Origin of the sequence: Undibacterium pigrum (genome assembly GCF_003201815.1) — a bacterium.
GTDB classification, from domain to species: domain Bacteria; phylum Pseudomonadota; class Gammaproteobacteria; order Burkholderiales; family Burkholderiaceae_D; genus Undibacterium; species Undibacterium pigrum.
Genome location: NZ_QJKB01000001.1, coordinates 932,516 through 954,721, shown reverse-complemented (window position 1 = coordinate 954,721; position 22,206 = coordinate 932,516). Strand labels below are relative to the sequence as shown.

The following is a 22,206-nucleotide window of genomic DNA, read 5'->3' as shown; positions in this document are numbered from 1 at the left end:
TCATGAGCATGTCTTCGGCACAAACTGCCTTGCCTGATGCTGAGGCAAGTGACCCGCAAAAAATGGGCTGGATGCAGGGCTTCCCACCAGCACCTGACAAGCTCATCAAGTTTGCCAATGGCAGCAATTACCAGTTCCCCCGTACCCGTTGGTCATTTTCTCATGGGCGTGAACTGGGGCCTACCAGCAATGTCTGGCATGGTGCAGGGCCTGTTTCGGCTTTGCCGGTAGCTTTGCTTGATCTCGATAAATTGCGGTTTGCAGATGAAAAAGGCAGCGATATAAGCTGGGCCGATATGCAGGCCCGCACTTATACCGACAGCATACTGGTGCTGCATAAGGGCAAAATAGTCTACGAGCGTTACCTTGGTATTACCAAAACCTATGTGCCGCATATCGCCATGTCGGTCACCAAGTCCTTTGTCGGTACGCTGGCTGCGACTCTGGCTGCGGAAGGCAAGCTTGATCCAAGTGCGCCAGTTACGCAATATATTCCTGAACTCAAAGACACTGCCTATGGTGATGCCACCGTACGCCAGGTCATGGATATGACCATAGGTGTGCAGTACTCTGAAAATTATGCAGACCCCAAAGCTGAAGTCTGGGATTACGCCAGGTCAGGCGGCCTGCTGCCGACAGCGCCAACTTATGACGGGCCTAAAACTTTTTATGATTTCCTGGTGAAATTGAAAAAGGAAGGCAAGCATGATGAAGCCTTTGCTTACAAGACCGTGAATGCTGAAGTGCTGGCCTGGATAGTCAAGCGCGCTACCGGACAAAATTTATCTGATCTCTTGTCTGAGCGTATCTGGCAAAAACTGGGCACTGAGAATGACGCCTATTTTTCTGTGGATAGTGTAGGTACCGAGCAGGGCGGTGGTGGTTTGAATCTGACCCTGCGCGATATGGCACGCTTTGGCGAAATGATGCGCCTGAATGGCAAATTCAATGGGCAGCAAATCATACCGGTTGCTGCCGTAGAAGATATACGCAAGGGCGCTGATCCCGCCAAATTTGCCAAGGCTGGCTATGTGACTTTGCCCGGCTATTCCTACCGTAATATGTGGTGGGTAGGGCATAACAGTCACCAGACCTTTGAAGCCCGTGGCATACATGGGCAACGTATTTATATAGACCCGGTGGCCGAGATGGTCATCGTCAAATTTTCTTCCCATCCCATTGCCGCCAATGGCGCGACTGACCCTGTCACTTACCGCGCCTTCCAGGCTTTGGCAAATCACTTGATGAAATGAGTAAATCATGACTACTGCTTCCCCAGCTTCTTACCAACGCATCGTGCTGGCTTCCCGACCTAAAGGCCAGGTTGTGCCAGAAAATTTCCGGCTTGAGACCTTGCCTGTGCCAGAACTCAAGGATGGCGAGTTACTGGTGCGTAATCACTACATGTCACTGGATCCTTATATGCGTGGTCGCATGGAAGATGCCAAGAGCTATGCCGCCCCGCAAGTCATAGGCGAAACCATGATAGGCGGCACCGTGGGTGAAGTGGTCGCCAGCAAGAATGCCAAATTCAGCGTCGGTGACAAGGTCATAGGCATGCTGGGCTGGTCAGAAATGGGTGTATCTGATGGCTTGTTGCTGCGCAAGGTCGATACCACGCATATCCCTCTGTCGGCCTATCTGGGTTCAGTCGGCATGCCTGGCCTGACAGCCTGGTATGGCCTGACCCAGATCATGCAACCCAAGGCGGGCGAAACCATCGTGGTGTCTGCTGCCAGCGGTGCCGTGGGCAGTGTGGTTGGTCAACTGGGAAAACAACTCGGTTGCCGCGTGGTTGGCATAGCCGGTGGCGCAGACAAATGCGCTTACGTTGTCAATGAACTGGGCTTTGATGCCTGTATCGATTACAAGGCAGGTAATCTGGAAGCAGATCTGGCAGCCGCAACACCGGATGGCATTGATGCCGTGTTTGAAAACGTTGGTGGTGAAATCTTTGACGCCAGCCTGGCACGCATGAATCCCTTTGGCCGTATCGCCCTGTGCGGTTTGATTGCTGGTTATAACGGTGAGCAACTGAGCATCAAGAATGCCCGGGCATTCCTGACCATGCGTTTGACCATGCGTGGCTTTATCGTCTCTGAACACATGGATTTGTGGCCGCAAGGTTTGAAAGAGCTGGGAGGCCTGGTTGCTACGGGCAAGCTGAAGTTCCGCGAATCTGTTGCTGAAGGCATTGCAGCTGCGCCAGAGGCATTCATTGGGCTGCTGAAAGGCAAGAACTTCGGCAAGCAGTTGGTAAAGCTGATTTGAGTTAAACGTATAAACCTAAAGAGCACAGAGCAGCCATGTCCGATCTTATTTTTCACAATTTTGCAGTATCTCCATTTTCAGAAAAAATCCGCCTGATTTTCGGTTTCAAACAATTGAATTGGAAGTCTGTAACGGTACCTATCATCATGCCCAAGCCGGATGTAACGGCATTGACGGGTGGTTATCGCCGCACGCCAATACTGCAAATTGGCGGGGATATTTATTGCGATACTTCTTTGATTGCCGAGGTACTGGAAAAACGATCGCCCGCAGCTTCTCTCTATCCGGTTGCCGTCAATGGTCTTGCGCGCACCCTGGCGCAATGGGCTGATACTACGCTGTTCTGGACAGCAATCCCCTATGCATTCCAGCCTGCAGCTATTCCTTCCATATTCGGTAATATCAGTGCAGAAGAATTGCAGGCATTCAGTGCAGACCGTGCCACCATGCGTGGCAATATGCCGCGCACCAGCATGGGTGAAGCCAAAGGGCAACTTTTAGCATACTTAAGTCGCCTGGAAAATATGCTCAATGGCAATGCGCCATTTTTGCTGGGTGCGCAAGCCAGTATTGCTGACTTTTCTGTCTATCAGGCTTTGTGGCTGATACGACTGGCTCCAGCAATCAATCCTGTCTTTGATGCTTATCCAAAGCTGCTGGAGTGGATGGGTCGGGTTGCTGCCTTCGGCCATCACCAGTCTGAAGCTCTGAGCAGCGCAGAAGCACTGGCGATCGCCAAGAACGCGCAAGACTTTGACACAGCAGAGCGCAATTTTGTTGACAGCCATGGCATAGCGCTGGGCGAGCAGGTTGCCATCATGCCGACTGATTATGCGCTCGACCCGGTAGTCGGTGAACTGGTTATCGCCAGTGAAAATGAACTGGCCGTGCGTCGTGATGACGACAGAGCGGGGACTGTGGTCGTTCACTTTCCACGTGTAGGCTTCCAGATGAAACGCGCAAAATAAATTAATCCAAAACAAATAAATTTAATAAATCACATACAGGAGACAACATGAAAGTATTCAAAGACAGAGTAACCGTAATCACCGGTGGTGCCAGCGGCTTTGGCCGTGAATTTGCAATTATCGGCGCACGCCTGGGCATGAAGCTGGTGCTGGCTGATGTGCAGCAAGATGCCCTGGACAAAACCAAGGCAGAGTTGGAAGCGCAAGGGGCACAAGTACTGGCCATGCGTTGCGATGTACGACATGCAGAAGAGGTTCAAGCGCTGGCTGACGCCACCATGGAAAAATTTGGTGCCGTGCATCTGGTATTCAATAATGCCGGTGTCGGTTCCGGTGGCCTGATCTGGGAAAATACCCAGGCTGACTGGGACTGGGTGATTGGTGTCAATCTCTGGGGCGTCATTCACGGCGTACGCATCTTCACCAACCTCATGCTTGAATGCGCCAAGAAAGACCCGCAATTTGAAGGGCATATAGTTAACACGGCATCCATGGCTGGCTTGCTCAATGCGCCGACCATGGGTGTATATAACGTCTCGAAGCATGCGGTAGTGTCTCTTTCCGAATCTCTGTACCAGGATTTGAAGCTGGTAGAAGCACCGATAGGTGCCTCTGTGTTGTGCCCTTATTTTGTGCCTACCGGTATTTCACAATCGCATAGAAACCGCCCTGAAGATGTGCCAGGTTCTGCACCAACCGCCAGCCAGAGAGCAGCACAGGCCATGTCAGACAAGGCCGTGAATTCTGGCAAAGTAACGGCAGAAGAAGTGGCTGAAAACACCTTCAAGGCAATTGCTGACGAAAAGTTTTACATCTTCTCTCATCCCGGTGCCCTGGGTAATGTGCAGGAACGCATGGAAGATATCGTCCTGCAGCGCAACCCAGGTGATCCTTACAAGGCAGCGCCGCATATCCGTGACATGCTCAGAGCCAAGTTGAAGGCTTAATCATCACTTTACAGGCATCAGGGAGAAGCATCAATGACAGCAGAAATACTAAGTAATCAGTTTGCCACACTGGATAATGGAACCCGTCTGCATTTTGCCAGTGCGGGTGAGCGCGGCAGGCCATTGATCTTGTTCGTGCATGGCTTTCCAGAGTTCTGGTATGAATGGTCGGCACAACTGGCTGAGTTTGGACAGGATTATTTTGCCGTGGCTCCGGATCTGCGCGGCTTCAATCTGTCTGATATGCCTGCTGATGTTGCTGCCTACAAGGCCAGGCATATCGTTGATGACCTGCGTTTGCTCATCGCCCATCTGGGCTACCAGCAAGCCACGGTCGTCGCGCATGACTGGGGTGGTGCGGTATGCTGGAATATGGCTATTGCGCTGCCTGCTTTGTTTGAAAAGCTGATCATTATCAATTCACCACACCCTTATCTGTTCATGCAGGCGTTGGCGACTGACCCTGCGCAAAAGGCTTCCAGCGAATACATGAACTGGTTGCGCAATCCAGGATCAGAAGAAGCTCTTGCCAAAGATGATTTTGCGCTCATGGATGGCTTCTTCAATGGCATGGGGCAGGGCGAGGCGGCATGGTTTAATGCTGAGACTCAGGCGGCTTATCATGCTTGCTGGGCGCGTGGTCTGACTGGTGGTGTCAATTATTATCGCGCGTCACCATTACACCCGCCTACAGAGAAAAATCCAGGGCCTTTGCAATTGAATCTGAACCCGGCTGATTTTCAGGTGAAAGTGTCAACTCGTATCATCTGGGGTGAAAATGATAAGGCTTTACCCAAGACCTTGCTCGACGGTATTGAGAATTTTGTCGATGATATCCAGATACAGCGCATTCCTGAAGGTTCACACTGGGTCATCCACGAACAACCTGAGCGTGTTAACCGTCTTATTCGTCAATTTTTGCAGAGTTAAGGATTATGGCAAAAGCAGATTTTGCTTTCTTTCATCGATTGCGGGTGCGCTGGTCTGAGGTAGATATGCAAGCCATTGTCTTTAATGGCAATTACCTCAATTATTTTGATGTCGCCTTCACCGAATACTGGCGCGCCACCGGTTTACCGAACGTAATCACACAGGCAGGCGAGGGCAAGGAATTGTTTGCCCGTAAATCTACTATTGAATATATGGCGCCAGCCAGGTTTGATGATGAACTCGATATTGGTGTGCGTTGTGCCAGCATAGGCAGGTCTTCTCTGCAGTTCATCCTCGAAATCTATCTTGGTGAAAACCATCTGATATCCGGGGAGCTGGTGTATGTCTATGCCGATACAGAAAAACGCAAGGCAGTTGCCGTCTCTGAGGAATGGCGTGCGATAATTTCATCCTTTGAAACGCATGCACCCGCTGATACCCGAACATGAATACTGAAAACCTCCGCCTGGTTATCGCCGACTGGGCTACGCTGCAAAAAGATGCCCAGGCCATACGCTACGAAGTGTTTGTCATCGAGCAAAAAATCCCGGCAGAACTGGAGTGGGATGCCGCAGATGCGCAATGCTTGCATGCGGTTGCCTACGATGCTGAAGGCAAGGCAGTGGGAACAGGCCGTCTCTTGCCAGATGCACATATAGGCCGCATGGCCGTGTTGGCAACTGCGCGCGGTCTGGGTGTGGGGGCAAAGATTTTGCGTGCCTTGATGAAAGAAGCGCAAGCCAGAGGAGAGCAGGTTGTGCGTTTGAATGCGCAACAGTCAGCAGAGAATTTTTATCTTAAAGAGGGTTATACCCGCGATGGCGAGATTTTTGAAGAGGCTGGCATTCCCCATGTCAGCATGGCCTATCATTTCGCATGATTGATCGCAAGCACGGCCAGATTTATGCCTGGGCTGTGCCTTCAGTTCAAGTGTACAAGTTTGCCAGGCACCCTAGGCTTTATGCACATCATCTTGCTGAGAAAAACCGATTTTCCCGCTCAGCAACTGCCAGTACATGACCCAGTCCCCCATGAAAGAAAACAAAGGCTGTTTGAAGGAGGCCGGGCGATTCTTTTCAAAAACAAAATGGCCTAGCCAGGCAAAGCCATAACCGCAGACGGGTGCTGCGAGTAAATAAACAGCCTGACCCGTGATGATAAATATGGCTATACACATGATCACCAGGCTGCTTCCAAGAAAGTGCAATTGTCGGCAAGTCTTATTGCTGTGTTCTGTCAGGTAGAAAACATAGAACGCTGAAAACTCCTTGTATTTCTCTGCCATGATTGTGTCCTTTTGTTTTCTTTGCTGTCTTTGAGCAGACGGTTTTGTTTTTCCATATTAGGCCATATGTAGTCTGTGAGCTTAAAAAATATTCAAATGATTTATCAATATGTTTGCCGCAGCCGCAAACCCTGTTGTAAATAATAATTTGCAATATTGACATTGCAAAAACATCTACTATTATTCAAGTTGATATGCATTTAATAAATAACTATATACGATTTTTGCTACTGACTTTAGTCGCGCGATAGTTATATTTAATGACATAAGTATTTGATATTAAAAGCTTTATTCAAAAGACACAATCTTTAATAATTTCCTTGTGGCATTAAATTCTATGTGGCAATATAAGTTTGTCGAACAAACTTATGCAAGCCCTGATTATTCAAACAAGTCAAAAATTAAATTAGCTGACAACGTTTTGGGGGAATCATGAACATCGAGAATTCGAAAGTCTCAACCCGTCTTATCACTGGTTTTGGCTTGGTTTTGGGCTTGCTTCTAGTTGTCCTGCTGTTGGGGATAGCGTATATGGCGAAGATGCATCAGCGTCTGGAGGAAATCGCCAACGTCAATAATGTACAGTCCAAACTCGCATCCACCATGTACCTGACTGTGACTGAGCGGGCCCTGGCTTTGCGTAATCTCATTCTCCTGTCAGATGAAGCAGAAATCCAGATCGAAGTAAAAAGGATCGCTGCGCAAACAAAAAAATATACTGAAGCTGAAGATAAACTTACTCAGATGTTGAAGGCTGATCCAAATGCTTCACCTGAGCAGCTTGCTTTATTAGGAAAAATACGTGATCAGGCAAAGCTGTCTGAGCCATTTATTGCCAAAGGTGCTGATCTCGGTGTTCAAAAAAAGGGTGAAGAAGCTTATAAATTACTGCGCTTTGAATTTCGTCCTGTACAAAAAAAATGGTGGGACTTGCTGAATGATTTTATTTCTGACGAAGAGAAGCAAAATTCTGCAGCCATTGCCCAGGCACAGCAAGATTACAACGATGCAAAAAAACTCATGTATATGTTTGGCGCAGCTGCCTTATTCGTCGGCATGCTGGCAGCCTGGCTCATCGTCAAGAGCTTGTTGAAACAACTGGGAGGCGAGCCACGCTATGCCGTGCAAATTGCCGAGAGAATTGCCGCAGGTGATTTGTCTGTACCCATTCGCCTGGCGGATAAAGATACCCACAGCCTCATGCATGCGATGTATGAAATGCAAAAAGGTTTGGCTGACATTGTTGGCATGGTACGTTCAGGCACTGACACGATTGCTACCGCATCGCGGCAAATTGCTTCAGGCAATATGGACTTGTCTTCCCGTACTGAGGCGCAAGCGGGTTCTCTGGAAGAAACAGCATCGTCCATGGAAGAGCTTACCTCTACCGTCAAGCAAAATGCCGATAGCGCAAGGCAAGCCAATATCCTGGCGCAATCTGCCTCGGACGTCGCAATTAAGGGAGGCACGGTCGTGTCTGAGGTTGTTCATACCATGGGTTCCATCAATACTTCATCGCGCAAAATTGTCGACATCATTGGTGTTATAGATGGCATTGCTTTCCAGACCAATATACTTGCGCTCAATGCGGCTGTAGAGGCTGCCCGTGCTGGTGAACAAGGCCGTGGTTTTGCCGTGGTTGCGACAGAAGTCAGAAACCTGGCGCAACGCTCAGCCGAAGCTGCCCGCGAGATCAAGCATTTGATCGATGATTCTGTCACCAAGGTGGAAGTAGGTGCCAAGCTGGTAGATCAGGCTGGTGTGACCATGGATGAAATAGTCGTCAGTATCAAACGCGTCACAGGCATCATGAGTGAAATCATGCTGGCCAGCCAGGAACAAACTGCTGGTATAGAACAGATCAATGAAGCCATCGTACAGATGGATGATGTCACCCAGCAAAATGCTGCCCTGGTAGAAGAAGCGGCAGCGGCAGCTACTGCCTTGCAAAACCAGGCAGATGATTTATCTCAACTGGTCAGTACCTTCCAGTTAACGACAGAGAAAATTGTCCAGCCTGCATGGCATGAACCTGCTGTTGCAGATAAAAAAATTGTCCCTTTGATCAAAAAAGCCGCACCCGCAAACAAGGGGGCGGTGAAACAGATCAAACGTGTAGCGAATGCCAATAGTAATCCTCAATCAGGCAATGCTGATTGGGAAGAGTTTTAATGAGCTAATTCATTTATTGTGTTGTTGGATGCCAGGAGTAATTCATGCAAGCGAATACGAGCATACTGGAAGACAAACCTCAAGCTGAGCAGACACCTGTAAGGGTGGAGCGCAGAACGCAATTTGGACGCTTTGTGCAGACTCCGCACAACAGCGGGGTGGATATCAAATGGCATTATGGTGTCGTCAATTCCAGTGCACGTGAACGCTTGATGCGGCAGAGCCCTGCGACTTTATGGCTGACGGGCTTGAGCGGTGCTGGCAAGTCTACGCTTGCCTATGCACTGGAAAAGATATTGCTGGAAAGAGGGCACTGCTGTTTCGTAGTGGATGGTGACAATCTGCGCCATCACTTGAATAGTGATCTCGGATTCTCTGCCCATGACAGGCGCGAAAACATACGCAGGGCAGCCGAGGTTGCGCATCTCATGAATGAGGCCGGCATGATAGCCATCACCGCATTTATCTCACCATTTCGTGATGACCGCGCCATGGCGAAAGAAATCATAGGCCTGGAGCGTTTTGTCGAGGTGCATGTCAGCACACCGGGCATCGTTTGTGAGAGGCGTGACCCCAAAGGCCTGTATGCCAAGGCACGCAGGGGAGAAATACCAGAATTCACAGGTGTCTCGGCTCCTTATGAAGCGCCACTGGACCCTGACCTGGAAATCAATTCCGAACAACACACCATAGAAGAGGCTGCGGAAAAACTCTACAGGCATTTGATAGGATTATGCTATATCAAATAACGGAAAATAGCGGAAAATTCATGTCAGCAGAGATTAATAATACAGTGCAAGCCTATGATGTGTTCAATGGTGACGCCGATGGTATTTGCGCTTTGCATCAGCTAAGGCTGGCACAAGCAGTCAGCGCAGAATTGATCACAGGTGCCAAACGCGATATTGATTTGTTGAGCCGTTTTGTCGCCAGACCCGGTGACAGGGTGACCGTGCTGGATATTTCTCTCGACAGCAATATTGCAGCATTGCGCAAACATCTCGCTGCTGGTGCAGAAATCACTTACTTCGATCATCACAATGCTGCACAGGCATTTGAACACGAGCGCCTGTACTTGCATTGCGATATGGCTGCTGATGTATGCAGCAGCATACTGGTGAATCGTTATCTGGACGGACAATATTGGCAATGGGCCGTTGTAGCGGCTTACGGCGATAACTTGCCAGTTGTTGCTACCGCCCTGGCACATGAAGGCGGCTTGAGCAGGCCTCAATGTGATCAATTGCAGGAGCTGGGTATTTTGCTCAACTACAACGCCTATGGCGAGTCGGTAGATGATTTGCATTTTCACCCTGCGGTTTTATACAGCGCAGTACATGATTATGCAAACCCTTTTGATTTTTTGCATAATGCTGCGCAATTTGCAGTGCTGCGTAATGCCTATGCCAGTGACATGGCATTCATGCAAGGCTTGCGTGCTGACAGAGAAGGTGAATTGACATCCATCTATATCCTGCCTGCCCAAGCCTGGGCCAGGCGGGTGTCTGGCATTCTGGCAAATCAATTGACACAGGAAGAACCTGGAAAATCATTCGCGGTGCTGACAGCAAAACCAGATGGCAGTTATGTCGTCAGCATACGTTCAGGTGATGCAGAAAATTGTCCCGCCAGTCAATTCTGTTCTGCGTTTGCTACTGGCGGTGGACGGCGTGGCGCGGGCGGTATCAACAATTTAGCAGCATCAGAAGTGGATAGTTTTGTGCAAGCTTTTATGGCTTATTTTGAGAAAATGGGAATGCCTCAACTCAGCCTCACATGAGCTTAATTAAGCTGAATGAGCTAAATGAGATGTGAGCGGTTTTCCATATTCCTACCTTCAAGTATGAGGAGAACATCATGGCAGAATCAGATAGTGCAAGCAGCGTACAAAAAACGGCTGCTTCTAAAAAACGCCCGACTCCTGTCCTGATGATACCCTTGCGTCGCTGTGGCAGCCATGCCTTGCGTCTGCGTCTGAATAACAACAAGGAATTTTATTCGCCTTATCCCCTGCATATCGTTGACTTCATGCCTCTGGTACCGCGTTATGGTGATCTGAGTGATGACGAGTCTTATTTCAGGCTGGTCGTTGATGTGGTTGGCTTGCAAGCCGCCAGCATGGTGAAATGGAAGGGCATGGTGTTTGATCCGGTAGATGTATTTGAATCTATCAAGAATGACCAACGCAGCGTACACAGAATATTGTGGGAATTATTATTGCGCACAGGTGAGCATCACCATGCCAGTATCGTCATGGATAAGTCGCTCGATAGCGTGCACTATGCAGAAGAGTTATTGCAACTGTTCCCGAATATGTTGTTCCTGAATGTGGTCAGGGACCCCCGGGCGCAGGTTGCTTCGATGAACAAGGCCATCATTCATGACTATGATTCGACACTGAATGCGCTTGCATGGCTGGAAGCTCATCAGTTATCGCGCGATATTATCCAGCGTCATCCCGATAGAGTGCTGACCATAAGGTATGAAGATTTCCTGAGTAACCAGGAAACGGTCCTGCGTGCCATCTGTCAATTCTTTGACATACAATTCTTGCCTGAAATGCTGGATGTGACTCACTCCAGCGAAGCACAGCAAATATCACAGATGTCGGCATTGTGGGCAACCAACCGCTTCCCGCCTGTCATGGCCAACAAGGACAAGTTCAAGCAGCAACTGAGTATGCAGGAAATTGAAGTCATAGAAAGCCTGACCAAAGAATTCATGCAATTGTATGGCTATGAAATGATGACGGATGCCAATCTGGAGTTAAGTCCGGAAGTGCTTGCGGCAGCAAAAGATAAATCCAGCAAAGGCAGGGTAGAAGCCTGGGATAGCTTGAAGCATGACAATTACAAAGACTATGTCTTGCGCCGCTTCAGGGCAGATTACCTGGCAAGCCTGAACCAGCGCCTGCCTGTGCATGCATAAAAATTAAAAACGAAGGGGTTGTTGCGAAATTAAGATGGCTAGGCGTCGCCGACGCAGACAGTACTTTAGTACCGGGTTTTACATTCAGGAGGCGCAACAACGCCAGGTTAATTTCGCAACAACCCCTAAACCAGTGCAACCATGATGCCGGCACCTGCTACCAGAGTGCCGGCTATTCTTTCTGTAATCACTGCATACCTTTCCTGCGTCGCCCAGTGACTGGCTTTGCTGGCCAGCATGCCATAACCCAACAGAATAAAAAATTCAGGGATGATGGAGCAGGCTGCCAGTATCAGCATCTGCACACCTACTGGTTCCCTGGGGTCTATGAATTGCGGCAATATCGCCACAAACATTAACAGGGTTTTAGGGTTCATTAATTGCAGCATCAACGCGCTGCTGAATATCTTCCTGCCACTGAGTGCTACACCATCCAGTTTGGATATAGTCAATGGCGACGGTTTGCCAAAGATGGCAGATAAACCAAGATAGACCAAGTAAGCCGCACCCAGGTATTTAATCGCCATAAATACTTGTGGCGAAGCCAGTATCAGCGAACCTATGCCTGTTGCCGATACTGCAAAGTAAATCGCATTACCCGTCAATATGCCCAACGTGACAAACAGAGATGTGCGCCAACCCCTGGCTATGCCATAGGCAACCACCATCATGACTGCAGGGCCTGGCGACAGCGACAAGGCTGCCTCCGTGGCTGTAAACAAGGCCCAGCTTTCCAGATTCATTGCCATCACCGCTTATGCCTTCACAAAATCGTGAATGGCCGTCAAAACCTGATCTGCCTGTTCAGACATCAATGAATGGCCGCAATTGTCTATGATCTTTTGCTGGCTGTTTGCGATGGCTTTGCTCAAGGTCAGGCTGGCCTTTGCTGGTGTCATCATGTCTTTTTTGCCGAGTATGAACAGGCTGGGGCAGCTCACTGATTGCGCGGCTGCTTCGCCATTGGCATAGGCGTTACACGCAGCAAAATCAGTATAAAAAACCTTGTCAGGATTGATGGCAGAAATACGCTGCATCAGGCGCTGACTGACACCCATGACATAAAACCCTGGGCCAGGGCAGGATGGCTTATGTGCAATGGAAGTGTGCGACCAGATATTCACCATATCAATTGCGGTCTGCTCTTCATCACGGGCGGCATTAAGCAGAGTGTCGGATACTTTCATGGGGTAGGCTGTACCAACCATGATGAGCTTGCTGACACGTGAGTTCGCTTTAAAGCAGCTCTCCAGTGCGATCAGGGAACCCATGCTGTGTCCGATCAGCGTGGCTTGCGCTATGCCTGCTACATCCAGCAAAGCAAGCAGCCAGTCTGCCATTTGTTCTACGCTGGTCAGTGCCTGCCCTTTGCTGCGGCCATGGCCGGGTAAGTCGACTGCCAGCACATTAAAACCGTGATGTGCCAGGTAGCGGGTCTGCAAGCCCCAGACCGAGTGATCGTTTTGTGCACCATGGATGAACACCAGCGTAGGCAGGACAGGATTGTAAGCCTTGCCACCGGTATAGCAATAGACTGTCTGGCCATTGACTTTAAATAACATCTCAGGCTCCTTTCTGTGCAGCTTTGAGAGCACGTGACAGGTCTTCAATCAGGTCTTCGACATTTTCCAGTCCTATCGACAGACGCATGGTTCCCTCGGTAATGCCAGAAGCCAGCAACTGCTCTGCAGGCACGCGGAAATGCGTGGTTGAAGCTGGATGGATGGCCAGGGACTTGGCATCGCCGACATTGGCCAGATGAGAAAAAATATTCAGCGATTCAATAAAGCGCTGTCCGGCGGCGCGGTTACCTTTGATATTGAATGAAAATACTGCACCGCAACCTTTGGGTAACAAGGTCTTTGCCAGTTGATAGTCAGGGTGATTTTCCAGCTCAGGGTAGGAAACTGAATCGACTGCCGGATGCGCTACCAGAAATTCGACTACTTTGCGGGTATTCGCCACATGCCTGTCCATACGCATGCCCAGGGTTTCTATACCTTGAAGAATAGTGAAGGCATTGTGCGGGCTCATGCAGGCACCAAAGTCGCGCAAACCTTCACGCCTGGCCCTGAGTGAAAATGCGGCGACTGTTGACTCTTCGCTGAATACCATGCCATGGAAGCCATCATAAGGCTCGCAGAGTTCAGCGAAGCGCCCTGTCTTTTCATAGGCTGCCTGCCAGTCAAACGTGCCTCCGTCAACCAGCAAGCCCCCTATGGCCGTACCATGGCCGCACAGGAACTTGGTAGCCGAGTGGAACACCAGATCAGCACCGTGATCAAATGGTTTCAGCAGATAAGGTGTGGTAAAGGTCGAGTCCAGCATCAGCGGCAAATGATGCTCATGCGCAATTTCTGCAACTGCGGGGATGTTCAACACGTCCAGTCCCGGGTTACCCAGTGTTTCGGCAAACAGCACCTTGGTATTCGGGCGTATCGCAGCACGCCAGGCATCCAGATCACGCGGGTCCACGAAAGTCGTTTCGATGCCAAAGCGCTTCATCGTATAGGCCAGCAGGTTTTGCGAGCCGCCGTACAAGGCGCGCGACGCAACCACATGAGAACCTGCACCGGCTATGGTTGTCAGGCCCAGGTGCATGGCAGCTTGCCCACTGGCAACGGCAATGCCGGCAACCCCACCTTCGAGTGCTGCAATTCTTTCTTCCAAAACAGCATTGGTGGGATTGGAGATGCGTGAATAGACATGGCCCGCTCTTTCCATATTGAAAAGCGATGCAGCATGATCTGAATCCTTGAATACAAAAGAGGATGTCAGGTAAATAGGGGTGGCACGTGCGCCTGTGGCTGGATCAGGCGTAGCGCCTGCATGCAGGGACAGGGTATCAAAGCCGTGGTATTTAGGGCCGCTCATTGGTGAGAGTCTCCATATTGTGAGGCAGCAATGCTACCATCGCTGATGCCAAGCATGCAAAATGCAGGTGAATTCGAGAATAAAATATTTTACATGCTGGATTTTTTGCAAGGCTTGCGATACATTGCAATGAAGGTCCACATAAATGTATAAGAGGAGGGGCATCATGAAAGTTTCAGAGATACTTCAAGTGAAAGGTAATATCCTTTTCACGATCACACCTGATATCCCTATCACCGAAGCCGTCAGCGTCATGGAAGAGAAAGACATAGGTTCTCTGGTCGTGATGGAGTACGGCGATCTGGTTGGCATACTGACTTTCCGTGAAGTCATACGTGCAATTCATAAAAACCAGGGCTCGCTGGGCACTGGTACGGTACGCAAATACATGGATGATCATCCGCTCACCGTGACTCCAGAAACTGAAGTCAATGAAGTGCGCCGCATGATGCTGGAGAAGCACTCACGTTACCTGCCTGTCATGGATGCCAAAACCCTGCTGGGCGTGATCTCGTTCTATGACGTAGCCAGGGCTGTACTGGAGGCGCAAAGCTTTGAGAACAAGATGTTGAAAGCCTATATTCGCGACTGGCCGGTTGAAGAAAATGAGCAGTAATCATCATTGACATCACCAGTGACTGAAGTCATTGAAGCAATGGATTGATTACAGTACCTTGATCTCTATTTCAGGATAGCGAATGAAGCCAGACAGTTGCACAGCAAAGCCAGGCTTGTACGGCCCCCGTCGTATGAAAGTCATGCCGCGCGAACTTGATTCCCGGGTTTGCAGGGTGTTGCGTCTGGTCAGAGGCAGCATCCCTGACTGTACAGCACGCCGCGCCAGCCTGCATGGCCGTGAGAACGCTGTTCCTAAAGTAGATATCAATATGCACTAAACCAATTGACGCCCGCAAGCTTGTATAGCGGGCGTTTTTTATTGTCTGTTTGGACGCTATATAAGGAAAATAATATGCATATCGCTGTTGTTGGTGCCGGATTAGCAGGGTTGACAGTTGCGCGTCAGCTGCAGGCGCAGGGTCATCATGTCACTGTGTACGAAAAGAGCATGGGCGTCAGTGGCCGCATGAGTACCAGGCACACAGAGTTAGGCGGTTTTGATCATGGGGCGCAATACTTCACCGCTAGCTCGGACCGCTTCAAAAAAGAAATTGCAGATTGGAAAAAATTTGGCTGGGTCGTTCCCTGGACGGCCAAGCTGGCAACGCTAGAAGCTGGCAACAGTAAGCCAGCAGGGCGCAGTGGTACGCGTTATATTGCTGTGCCTGGCATGAGTTCGCTGGGCAAGCAACTGGCGCACGGCCTGGACGTGCGTGCAGAGCAACATGTGAGTTCCCTGGAAGCGCATGGCAAGCAATGGCTGCTGTCCATCCGTTCAGCCACGGTACCAATCGCGGCAACTGCCGGGCCGTTTGACGCAGTGATACTGGCTATTCCAGCCGACCAGGCAGAACCCCTGCTGAGCGTAGCTCCAGCTCTGGCCAAACAGGCCAAGCAGGCCCACTTGGCTCCATGCTGGACGCTGATGCTGGGCTTTCAGACTTCACTGGATCTACCTTATGACGGTGCATGGATTAATAATTCCCGCCTTGGCTGGATAGCACATGATGATGCCAAGCCTTTACACAGGGCTGGCGAACGCTGGGTTTGTCATGCTACCCAGGCATGGAGCATCGAGCATCTGGAAGATGATGATGAAAGGGTTAAAGAAAAACTGACCAAGGCTTTCCATGAAGCCACCGGTTCATGGATACAACCTATCCATGCTGTTGTACATCGCTGGCGCTATGCCGAGGCAGTAAAGCCAGTGGATTCTGATTTTTTGTGGAATGGCAAGCAGGGCATAGGTGTTTGCGGCGACTGGTTTGCTGCCGGCCTTGAAGGTGCAGGCAAGGTGGAAAATGCCTTCCTTAGTGCGCTGGCACTGGCGAAGGCTATTTCCTGATCGGTTGTCAGCTTATTGCTGTGCTTATTTGGGTTTAAATGAACTCATTTAAGTAAGCTGGCAAGCCCGCGTGCGGGTTTGCCAGCATCATGCAGAGTCCAGCTCTTGCGTATGCCTTTAGGTACGTGCCAGAGTGCTGTCGTGCCAGCGCGGAAGAGCACGGTATCACCCGGCTTCAGGGAAAACTTTTTCCCTTCATATTCAATATCTACGCCACCCTCAAGCACGTAGATACTTTCATCAAGCTGGTAATGCCATTCAAAAGTAGATGGTCCATCGCATTCAAAAATGCCTGAGCTGGTTTCGCCATCGTGTGATTTGAAAAACTCTGCCGCACGGAAATTGGGCTTGCCTTCCTTGATCCAGGAGGGATCAACTTCAAAAGGTTTTACTGGCAAATTGACTGCGCTTGTACTTGGGGGCTGCGCCTGTGTGACATAGGCGATAGCCTGGTAGGATGTAACCCCCAGCAAGGTGACTAAAGCGGCAGCCAAGCCTGTCGTCAGTGATTTTTTCATGCTTTATACTCTCCCATATTGTAAGAGTAGCACTGAATTTTAATCCAGTATGAAAAACAAAGTTAAATAGGCAACTATCTACATTTTCTAATTTTGGTGCCCACTCAAATTATACATGAGCGCGTTCACCAGTCTGCAAGCGCCACAGGGCTGCATAACCAGCATCCAATGCCAGCAATTCGTCATGTGTGCCACTTTCCATGATATTGCCAGCTTCCAGCAAGTGTATGCAATCTGCCTGGCGTACTGTAGATAAGCGATGGGCGATGACGATCGTGGTGCGGTTGCGGCTGACAACATCCAGGCTGCGCTGTATTGCTGCTTCGGTTTCATTATCGACGGCACTGGTGGCTTCGTCCAGTATCAGTATAGGAGGATTTTTCAAAATTGCCCTTGCCAGTGCCAGGCGCTGGCGCTGGCCGCCAGACAGTTTTTGTCCGCGTTCACCTATGCGTGTGGCAAAACCCAGTGGCAGCTTTGAAATGAATTCCATGGCTTCGGCTGCTTGTGCGGCATCCCTGATGGATGCGTCATCAGCATCCTGCATGCCATAGGCGATATTGTCTGCTATCGTGCCATCGGTCAGGAAACTGTCTTGCGCAACATAACCTATGCAGCGACGCAGGTCTTGCAGGTTGATATCATTGATCTCCGTGCCATCCAGAGTGATTTTCCCAGCTTGTGCAGAATAGAAGCGCAAAAGCAATTTAACCAATGTTGATTTGCCTGAACCTGTGGAACCGACAAAGGCAACCGTTTTCCCAGCTGGAATATGCAAGCTGATTTGCTGCAAGGTTTTCTGGTCGCCGTAAGCAAAATCAACCTTGTCAAACTGCAGCTCACCCTTGATCTGTGAAGGTGCAACATGTTTGCCTTCGTAGGGGATATTGATTTTGGTATCCAGCAAGCCCATGGCGCGGTCTATGGCGGACATTGAACGTTGGTACATGTCTGCGACTTCTGCCAGGCCTGTCATGGGCCACAGCAGGCGCTGCGTCAGGTACACCAATACAGAATAAGCGCCGACAGCCAGGTCGCCCTGCAAAGTCAGCCAACCACCGTAGACCAGGGTTGCGGTAAAGCCAGCCAGAATCGCCATGCGTATGACAGGTGTGATAGCAGCACTGATGGCAATTGCATTGCTGTTTGCCTCGCGATAAGTATTGCTTGCCTCGGCGATATGATTTTTTTCAAAAGTCTCCGTCGCAAAGGCTTTGATGGTTGCCAGGCCTAGTAAATTATTATTCAGGCGGGCACTGACATCGCCAGCCGCTTCACGTACTTCAGAATAGCGTGGTGCCAGGCGTTTTTGAAACCAGAATGCACCTATCAATATCAACGGTACTGGCAATAAGGAGATAACTGCGAGAGATGGTTGTAAGGTGAAAAACACTGCACTAACCATGATGGAAGAGCAGATAACCTGGATGATCTGGTTCGCACCGCCATTGAGGAAACGTTCCATCTGGTTGATATCTTCATTGAGGATGGACATCAGATTGCCAGTGCGCTGGTTTTCAAAATAAGCCATCTCCAGCTTTTGCACATGGTCGTAAGTATCGAGGCGCAGATCATGCTGCAGGTTTTGCGCCAGCTTGCGCCATTTGATGGACAGCAGATATTCAAACCAGGATTCACCAGCCCAGATCAGTGCATTCACCGCGCCAAGGAACATCAGTTGATGCCAGGTGTCGGTAATACCGAAACCGCCAAGCACCCGCTTTGCCAAAAAACTCTTGTCGCCATTGATGACGATATCGACTGCGACACCAATCAAAACCTCTGGCAGGACATCAAAGAATTTGTTTAATATCGAATAAATGGTCGCCAGGCGAAAATCTTTCTTATAGGCCTTGGCGTAATTCAGGAGTTTTTTAAGCGGGTGGACTGGTGGCATGGCAGAGATTTACTTAATAGCAGAAGATGGCAAAAAACAAAAGGGACTGCAAATTTTACAGTCCCTTCGTTATTTATGCTTGACTATGTCAATTATTAATCTTCCCGGCGCAAATGCGGGAACAGGATCACGTCACGGATATTAGGTGAGTCAGTAATCAACATCATCAAACGGTCTATACCTATGCCGCAACCGCCAGTCGGTGGCAGGCCATATTCCAGAGCACGGATGTAATCTGCGTCGTAGTACATGGCTTCTTCATCGCCCGCATCTTTTGCCGCAACCTGAGCCTGGAAGCGCGCTGCCTGGTCTTCTGCGTCATTCAATTCCGAGAAGCCATTGGCGATTTCACGACCTGTCATGAACAACTCAAAGCGCTCGGTGATGCCAGTAACTGTGTCAGAGGCACGTGCCAGTGGCGAGACTTCGACTGGGTAGTCAATGATATAAGTCGGGTCCCACAATTGTGCTTCGGCAGTTTCTTCAAACAGGGCCAGTTGTAATGCACCCAGACCGGCTGTAGCGAAAGGTTTGACGCCAAATTTCAACAGTTCTTTCTTGATGAATTCTGCATCATGCAATTGCTCATCGGTATAGCCTGGTGCGTATTTGTTGATGGCGCCAACGATAGTCAGACGCTGGAAAGGCTTACTCAAATCCAGTTCGCGACCCTGATAGGTCAATACGGCTGTGCCGTGTGCATCTTCAGCGGCTTTGCGGATGACTTGTTCAGTAAAGTCCATGAGCCATTTGTAATCGACATAGGCCGCATAGAATTCCATCATCGTGAATTCTGGATTGTGGCGTGGTGATACACCTTCGTTGCGGAAGTTGCGGTTCACTTCAAACACGCGGTCAAAGCCACCGACTACCAGGCGCTTCAGATACAGCTCAGGTGCGATACGCAAATACATCTGCATGTCCAGCGCATTGTGATGGGTGATGAAAGGCTTGGCAGCAGCGCCGCCAGGTATCACGTGCAGCATTGGCGTTTCCACTTCCATGAAATCATTGCTGTTCATGAATGTGCGAATAGAGTTCATGGCTGCCGTGCGCGCCTTGAAGGTGCGGCGCGTGTCTTCGCTCATGATGAGGTCGACATAGCGCTGACGGTATTTGGTTTCCTGATTGGCCAGACCATGAAATTTGTCAGGCAATGGGCGCAGGGACTTGGTCAGCATGCGCAAGGTCGTGACCTTGACTGTCAATTCGTCAGTTTTTGTTTTGAACAGTACGCCTTCTATGCCCAGGATATCACCCAGGTCATAGTGACGGAAGGCTTCCATTTCGGCTTCGCCGGTTTTGTCCGTGGTGACATACAACTGTATGCGGCCATCAGCCTTGATGCCTGAAGCATCTTGCAATGTCGCGAAGGCGGCTTTTTTGCCAGCTTCACGTTTCAGCATCATACGGCCAGCGACACTGACTTCAATATTCAGTGCTTCCAGTTCTTCGCGGCTCATTGCGCTGTATTTCTCTGCCAGTTCCGCTGCCTTGTGTTGTGGGCGGAAATCATTGGGAAATGCTACGCCTTTAGAGCGGATAGCATCAAGTTTGGCGCGACGTTCGGCGATGATGGAGTTTTCATCAACAGGCAATTCACCTGCTGTCGTGTTATTGATATCAGACATAATTTTCCCTAAGGGAGGGCAGGCATCTGGCCTGCGGGTTTTGATTCTTTAAGGCTGCGCAGGCAGTCGCCTGCGCACTGTACAAAATAATTACACGCCTTGCTTTAAGGATGCCGCGATGAATTCATCCAGGTCACCATCCAGAATTGCCTTGGTGTTGCCTGATTCAAAATTCGTGCGTAAATCCTTAATGCGGGATTGATCCAGTACATAAGAGCGAATTTGATGACCCCAGCCGACATCGGTCTTGGAATCTTCCAGATTCTGCTTTTCACTCATGCGCTTGCGCAACTCAAGCTCAAACAGCTTGGCCTTCAACATTTCCCATGCTTCTGCACGGTTCCTGTGCTGGCTGCGGTCATTCTGACATTGGACGACGATGCCGGAAGGGCCGTGCGTCAAACGAACGGCAGAGTCGGTTTTATTAATATGCTGACCACCGGCACCAGAGGCGCGGTAAGTATCTGTACGCACATCTGCTGGATTGATATCGATCTCAAACGAGTCATCTACTTCAGGGTAGACAAACAGGCTGGAGAAAGAAGTATGGCGTCCATTGTTGGAATCAAATGGTGACTTGCGTACCAGGCGGTGTACGCCGGTTTCAGTACGCAGGAAGCCATAGGCATATTCACCTTCCACTTTCAAAGTGGCTGTCTTGATACCAGCGATATCGCCGTCAGACTGTTCCATGATTTCGACTTTGAAGCCCTTGCGTTCGCAATAACGCAAATATTGACGCAACAGCATGGATGCCCAATCCTGTGCTTCAGTACCACCAGCACCAGCCTGGATATCGATAAAGCAGTTGTTCGGGTCCATAGGATTGTTGAACATGCGGCGGAATTCCATGCCTTCCACCAGTTCGCGCAAAGCTTGCGCGTCGACTTCTATGGCTTCCAGTGTGTCGTCATCATTTTCTTCACGCGCCATGGCGAACAGGTCATTGGCGTCGCGCAGGCCGCTATCCGCTTTGACGAGCGTATTGACGACGTTTTCCAGGGATTTTTTTTCTTTGCCTAGTTCCTGGGCGCGTTTGGGATCATTCCAGACGGCAGGGTCTTCCAGTTCGGCGTTGACTTGTTCTAGTTTCTCTGACTTGATATCGAAGTCAAAGATACCTCCGGAGTTCGGCTTCGCGGACTGTCAGGTCGGCGAGCAGGGCGGACAGGCTATTGAGGCGTTCAGCTTCCATGATTTTATACTTTTCTAATGCAATCAAACCTTGCATTATACCTTGCTGCAGGACGCTTGATGTAATTTGCTCACGTGGATATGTTTAAATGATATTAAATTCCGACTAAGCCCCGACAGATTTGTCAGGGTTTATTGATTACTTGCCAAAAGTGATCGTTAGTACAGCACGCTTATCGTTACCAGACAGAGTTGGTGACGGTAGGCTTCGACTCTCTGTGGCTTTCCATCCACTTTGCCAGGTGAGTTTTGAAGCAGGATGGACATATATGGTATTGCGTCTGGGTAGATTGGCCACCATGAGGGAAAGATTCTTCCTCTTCCAGCTGCAGGGTGGTGATGGACTTTTCATGCTCTTTGGCCGCCCAGTTTTCATCCCATTTGGATTCTGCACCACAGACATCACAGGTGAGCTTGTCGAAAACCTCTTCAGTATGCTCAAGTATTAATACTGTTTTCATGTGTTTCATACTTCCTCCCTGTGGTGTTGATGACCTGGATTTGGTGGCAAGTGATGATTTGATTCTACATCAGTGGCAGAACATGAAAAGGGCCAGCTTGAAAAAAAGCTGTGTAGTCCGGTGCGGGCCAACACAGCTTTCATTTATTGCAGAACATTGTTGCTTGT

General features: G+C 49.7%; 23 protein-coding genes. 14 read left to right on the top strand and 9 right to left on the bottom strand.

The annotated features are described in order from the left end of the window. Positions 1 to 2: 2 nt before the first annotated feature. Genes DFR42_RS04195 through DFR42_RS04165 form a run of 7 tightly spaced genes read left to right on the top strand, consistent with a single transcriptional unit; the run spans position 3 to position 5,996 of the window. Positions 3 to 1,253 (top strand): serine hydrolase domain-containing protein, encoded by a 1,251-nt coding sequence (locus tag DFR42_RS04195; protein WP_245936821.1) that lies wholly within the window; start codon positions 3 to 5, stop codon positions 1,251 to 1,253. 7 nt (positions 1,254 to 1,260) lie between these two features. Beyond that, complete coding sequence (locus DFR42_RS04190; RefSeq protein ID WP_110253663.1) at positions 1,261 to 2,271, top strand: NADP-dependent oxidoreductase; 1,011 nt, start codon at positions 1,261 to 1,263, stop codon at positions 2,269 to 2,271. A gap of 35 nt (positions 2,272 to 2,306) precedes the next feature. Further along, positions 2,307 to 3,239 carry a glutathione S-transferase family protein gene (locus DFR42_RS04185; RefSeq protein WP_110253662.1) on the top strand — a complete coding sequence of 311 codons (933 nt, stop codon included), beginning with the start codon at positions 2,307 to 2,309 and terminating at the stop codon, positions 3,237 to 3,239. Between the two features lie 47 nt (positions 3,240 to 3,286). Beyond that, positions 3,287 to 4,186, top strand: a complete 900-nt coding sequence (locus tag DFR42_RS04180) for an SDR family oxidoreductase (RefSeq protein WP_110253661.1) — start codon at positions 3,287 to 3,289, stop codon at positions 4,184 to 4,186. Between the two features lie 33 nt (positions 4,187 to 4,219). After that, positions 4,220 to 5,116, top strand: a complete 897-nt coding sequence (locus DFR42_RS04175; protein WP_110253660.1) for an alpha/beta fold hydrolase — start codon at positions 4,220 to 4,222, stop codon at positions 5,114 to 5,116. 5 nt (positions 5,117 to 5,121) lie between these two features. Further along, complete coding sequence (locus DFR42_RS04170; protein WP_110253659.1) at positions 5,122 to 5,565, top strand: acyl-CoA thioesterase; 444 nt, start codon at positions 5,122 to 5,124, stop codon at positions 5,563 to 5,565. Then, entirely contained in the window at positions 5,562 to 5,996 is a 435-nt protein-coding gene (locus DFR42_RS04165) for a GNAT family N-acetyltransferase (protein ID WP_110253658.1), read from the top strand. Before DFR42_RS04170 ends, DFR42_RS04165 begins: the two co-directional genes overlap by 4 nt. Before the next feature lie 72 nt (positions 5,997 to 6,068). Here DFR42_RS04165 and DFR42_RS04160 read toward each other — a convergent pair whose 3' ends face one another. Further along, the gene (locus DFR42_RS04160; protein WP_110253657.1) at positions 6,069 to 6,401 is read right to left on the bottom strand and encodes an Mpo1-like protein; all 333 of its coding nucleotides are present in this window, start codon (positions 6,399 to 6,401) and stop codon (positions 6,069 to 6,071) included. A 432-nt stretch (positions 6,402 to 6,833) separates the two neighbouring features. On the opposite strand from DFR42_RS04160, the gene DFR42_RS04155 reads away from it, so the two are divergent. The 4 genes from DFR42_RS04155 to DFR42_RS04140 all read left to right on the top strand — a co-directional run bounded on the left by DFR42_RS04155 (position 6,834) and on the right by DFR42_RS04140 (position 11,501). Next, the gene (locus DFR42_RS04155) at positions 6,834 to 8,573 is read left to right on the top strand and encodes a methyl-accepting chemotaxis protein (RefSeq protein WP_110253656.1); all 1,740 of its coding nucleotides are present in this window, start codon (positions 6,834 to 6,836) and stop codon (positions 8,571 to 8,573) included. A gap of 44 nt (positions 8,574 to 8,617) precedes the next feature. Continuing rightward, on the top strand, positions 8,618 to 9,322 hold the full coding sequence (gene cysC, locus DFR42_RS04150; RefSeq protein WP_110253655.1) for an adenylyl-sulfate kinase: 705 nt from the start codon (positions 8,618 to 8,620) through the stop codon (positions 9,320 to 9,322). A gap of 20 nt (positions 9,323 to 9,342) precedes the next feature. Beyond that, on the top strand, positions 9,343 to 10,353 hold the full coding sequence (locus tag DFR42_RS04145; RefSeq protein ID WP_110253654.1) for a hypothetical protein: 1,011 nt from the start codon (positions 9,343 to 9,345) through the stop codon (positions 10,351 to 10,353). A 77-nt stretch (positions 10,354 to 10,430) separates the two neighbouring features. Next, positions 10,431 to 11,501 carry a sulfotransferase family protein gene (locus DFR42_RS04140; RefSeq protein ID WP_110253653.1) on the top strand — a complete coding sequence of 357 codons (1,071 nt, stop codon included), beginning with the start codon at positions 10,431 to 10,433 and terminating at the stop codon, positions 11,499 to 11,501. Between the two features lie 125 nt (positions 11,502 to 11,626). Here the strand turns inward: DFR42_RS04140 and DFR42_RS04135 are convergent, their stop codons facing one another. From DFR42_RS04135 to DFR42_RS04125, 3 genes are read right to left on the bottom strand one after another with little or no spacing between them, the layout of a single operon-like run. Beyond that, positions 11,627 to 12,244, bottom strand: a complete 618-nt coding sequence (locus tag DFR42_RS04135) for a LysE family translocator (protein WP_211324145.1) — start codon at positions 12,242 to 12,244, stop codon at positions 11,627 to 11,629. A 12-nt stretch (positions 12,245 to 12,256) separates the two neighbouring features. Further along, entirely contained in the window at positions 12,257 to 13,063 is an 807-nt protein-coding gene (locus tag DFR42_RS04130; RefSeq protein WP_110253651.1) for an alpha/beta fold hydrolase, read from the bottom strand. 1 nt (position 13,064) lies between these two features. Further along, positions 13,065 to 14,375 (bottom strand): O-acetylhomoserine aminocarboxypropyltransferase, encoded by a 1,311-nt coding sequence (locus tag DFR42_RS04125; protein WP_110253650.1) that lies wholly within the window; start codon positions 14,373 to 14,375, stop codon positions 13,065 to 13,067. 166 nt (positions 14,376 to 14,541) lie between these two features. On the opposite strand from DFR42_RS04125, the gene DFR42_RS04120 reads away from it, so the two are divergent. The 3 genes from DFR42_RS04120 (at position 14,542) to DFR42_RS04115 (ending at position 16,338) form a co-directional block, all read left to right on the top strand. After that, a complete protein-coding gene (locus DFR42_RS04120) occupies positions 14,542 to 14,991 on the top strand; it encodes a CBS domain-containing protein (protein WP_110253649.1) in 450 nt (149 codons plus the stop codon). 82 nt (positions 14,992 to 15,073) lie between these two features. Beyond that, positions 15,074 to 15,271, top strand: a complete 198-nt coding sequence (locus tag DFR42_RS28950) for a hypothetical protein (protein ID WP_146218783.1) — start codon at positions 15,074 to 15,076, stop codon at positions 15,269 to 15,271. Positions 15,272 to 15,345: 74 nt separating this feature from the next. After that, positions 15,346 to 16,338, top strand: a complete 993-nt coding sequence (locus DFR42_RS04115) for an NAD(P)/FAD-dependent oxidoreductase (RefSeq protein WP_110253648.1) — start codon at positions 15,346 to 15,348, stop codon at positions 16,336 to 16,338. A 44-nt stretch (positions 16,339 to 16,382) separates the two neighbouring features. On the opposite strand, the gene DFR42_RS04110 is transcribed toward DFR42_RS04115, so the two are convergent. The 5 genes from DFR42_RS04110 to DFR42_RS04090 form a co-directional block, all read right to left on the bottom strand. Continuing rightward, entirely contained in the window at positions 16,383 to 16,856 is a 474-nt protein-coding gene (locus DFR42_RS04110; RefSeq protein WP_110253647.1) for a cupin domain-containing protein, read from the bottom strand. A 109-nt stretch (positions 16,857 to 16,965) separates the two neighbouring features. After that, on the bottom strand, positions 16,966 to 18,753 hold the full coding sequence (locus DFR42_RS04105) for an ABC transporter ATP-binding protein (RefSeq protein WP_110253646.1): 1,788 nt from the start codon (positions 18,751 to 18,753) through the stop codon (positions 16,966 to 16,968). A 95-nt stretch (positions 18,754 to 18,848) separates the two neighbouring features. After that, positions 18,849 to 20,384 carry a lysine--tRNA ligase gene (lysS, locus tag DFR42_RS04100; protein WP_110253645.1) on the bottom strand — a complete coding sequence of 512 codons (1,536 nt, stop codon included), beginning with the start codon at positions 20,382 to 20,384 and terminating at the stop codon, positions 18,849 to 18,851. Positions 20,385 to 20,474: 90 nt separating this feature from the next. Beyond that, positions 20,475 to 21,579 (bottom strand): peptide chain release factor 2 gene (prfB, locus tag DFR42_RS04095; RefSeq protein WP_110254228.1). Its coding sequence is split into 2 segments (ribosomal slippage): positions 20,475 to 21,497 and positions 21,499 to 21,579, totalling 1,104 coding nucleotides; the frame shifts between segments, so codons are not numbered across the junction. Positions 21,580 to 21,757: 178 nt separating this feature from the next. Beyond that, positions 21,758 to 22,048 (bottom strand): hypothetical protein, encoded by a 291-nt coding sequence (locus DFR42_RS04090; protein ID WP_170133408.1) that lies wholly within the window; start codon positions 22,046 to 22,048, stop codon positions 21,758 to 21,760. Positions 22,049 to 22,206: the final 158 nt, after the last annotated feature.

Excerpts from the sequence above, each read along its gene's own strand:
- DFR42_RS04115 (WP_110253648.1), top strand. The coding sequence starts at position 15,346 with ATGCATATCGCTGTTGTTGGTGCCGGATTAGCAGGGTTGACAGTTGCG.
- lysS (WP_110253645.1), bottom strand. The coding sequence starts at position 20,384 with ATGTCTGATATCAATAACACGACAGCAGGTGAATTGCCTGTTGATGAA.
- DFR42_RS04135 (WP_211324145.1), bottom strand. The coding sequence starts at position 12,244 with ATGAATCTGGAAAGCTGGGCCTTGTTTACAGCCACGGAGGCAGCCTTG.
- DFR42_RS04185 (WP_110253662.1), top strand. The coding sequence starts at position 2,307 with ATGTCCGATCTTATTTTTCACAATTTTGCAGTATCTCCATTTTCAGAA.
- DFR42_RS04145 (WP_110253654.1), top strand. The coding sequence starts at position 9,343 with ATGTCAGCAGAGATTAATAATACAGTGCAAGCCTATGATGTGTTCAAT.
- DFR42_RS04125 (WP_110253650.1), bottom strand. The coding sequence starts at position 14,375 with ATGAGCGGCCCTAAATACCACGGCTTTGATACCCTGTCCCTGCATGCA.
- DFR42_RS04130 (WP_110253651.1), bottom strand. The coding sequence starts at position 13,063 with ATGTTATTTAAAGTCAATGGCCAGACAGTCTATTGCTATACCGGTGGC.
- DFR42_RS04170 (WP_110253659.1), top strand. The coding sequence starts at position 5,122 with ATGGCAAAAGCAGATTTTGCTTTCTTTCATCGATTGCGGGTGCGCTGG.
- DFR42_RS04165 (WP_110253658.1), top strand. The coding sequence starts at position 5,562 with ATGAATACTGAAAACCTCCGCCTGGTTATCGCCGACTGGGCTACGCTG.
- DFR42_RS04180 (WP_110253661.1), top strand. The coding sequence starts at position 3,287 with ATGAAAGTATTCAAAGACAGAGTAACCGTAATCACCGGTGGTGCCAGC.
- DFR42_RS04110 (WP_110253647.1), bottom strand. The coding sequence starts at position 16,856 with ATGAAAAAATCACTGACGACAGGCTTGGCTGCCGCTTTAGTCACCTTG.
- DFR42_RS04120 (WP_110253649.1), top strand. The coding sequence starts at position 14,542 with ATGAAAGTTTCAGAGATACTTCAAGTGAAAGGTAATATCCTTTTCACG.
- DFR42_RS04140 (WP_110253653.1), top strand. The coding sequence starts at position 10,431 with ATGGCAGAATCAGATAGTGCAAGCAGCGTACAAAAAACGGCTGCTTCT.
- DFR42_RS28950 (WP_146218783.1), top strand. The coding sequence starts at position 15,074 with ATGAAGCCAGACAGTTGCACAGCAAAGCCAGGCTTGTACGGCCCCCGT.
- DFR42_RS04175 (WP_110253660.1), top strand. The coding sequence starts at position 4,220 with ATGACAGCAGAAATACTAAGTAATCAGTTTGCCACACTGGATAATGGA.
- DFR42_RS04155 (WP_110253656.1), top strand. The coding sequence starts at position 6,834 with ATGAACATCGAGAATTCGAAAGTCTCAACCCGTCTTATCACTGGTTTT.
- DFR42_RS04090 (WP_170133408.1), bottom strand. The coding sequence starts at position 22,048 with ATGAAACACATGAAAACAGTATTAATACTTGAGCATACTGAAGAGGTT.
- DFR42_RS04195 (WP_245936821.1), top strand. The coding sequence starts at position 3 with ATGAGCATGTCTTCGGCACAAACTGCCTTGCCTGATGCTGAGGCAAGT.
- DFR42_RS04190 (WP_110253663.1), top strand. The coding sequence starts at position 1,261 with ATGACTACTGCTTCCCCAGCTTCTTACCAACGCATCGTGCTGGCTTCC.
- DFR42_RS04160 (WP_110253657.1), bottom strand. The coding sequence starts at position 6,401 with ATGGCAGAGAAATACAAGGAGTTTTCAGCGTTCTATGTTTTCTACCTG.
- DFR42_RS04105 (WP_110253646.1), bottom strand. The coding sequence starts at position 18,753 with ATGCCACCAGTCCACCCGCTTAAAAAACTCCTGAATTACGCCAAGGCC.
- cysC (WP_110253655.1), top strand. The coding sequence starts at position 8,618 with ATGCAAGCGAATACGAGCATACTGGAAGACAAACCTCAAGCTGAGCAG.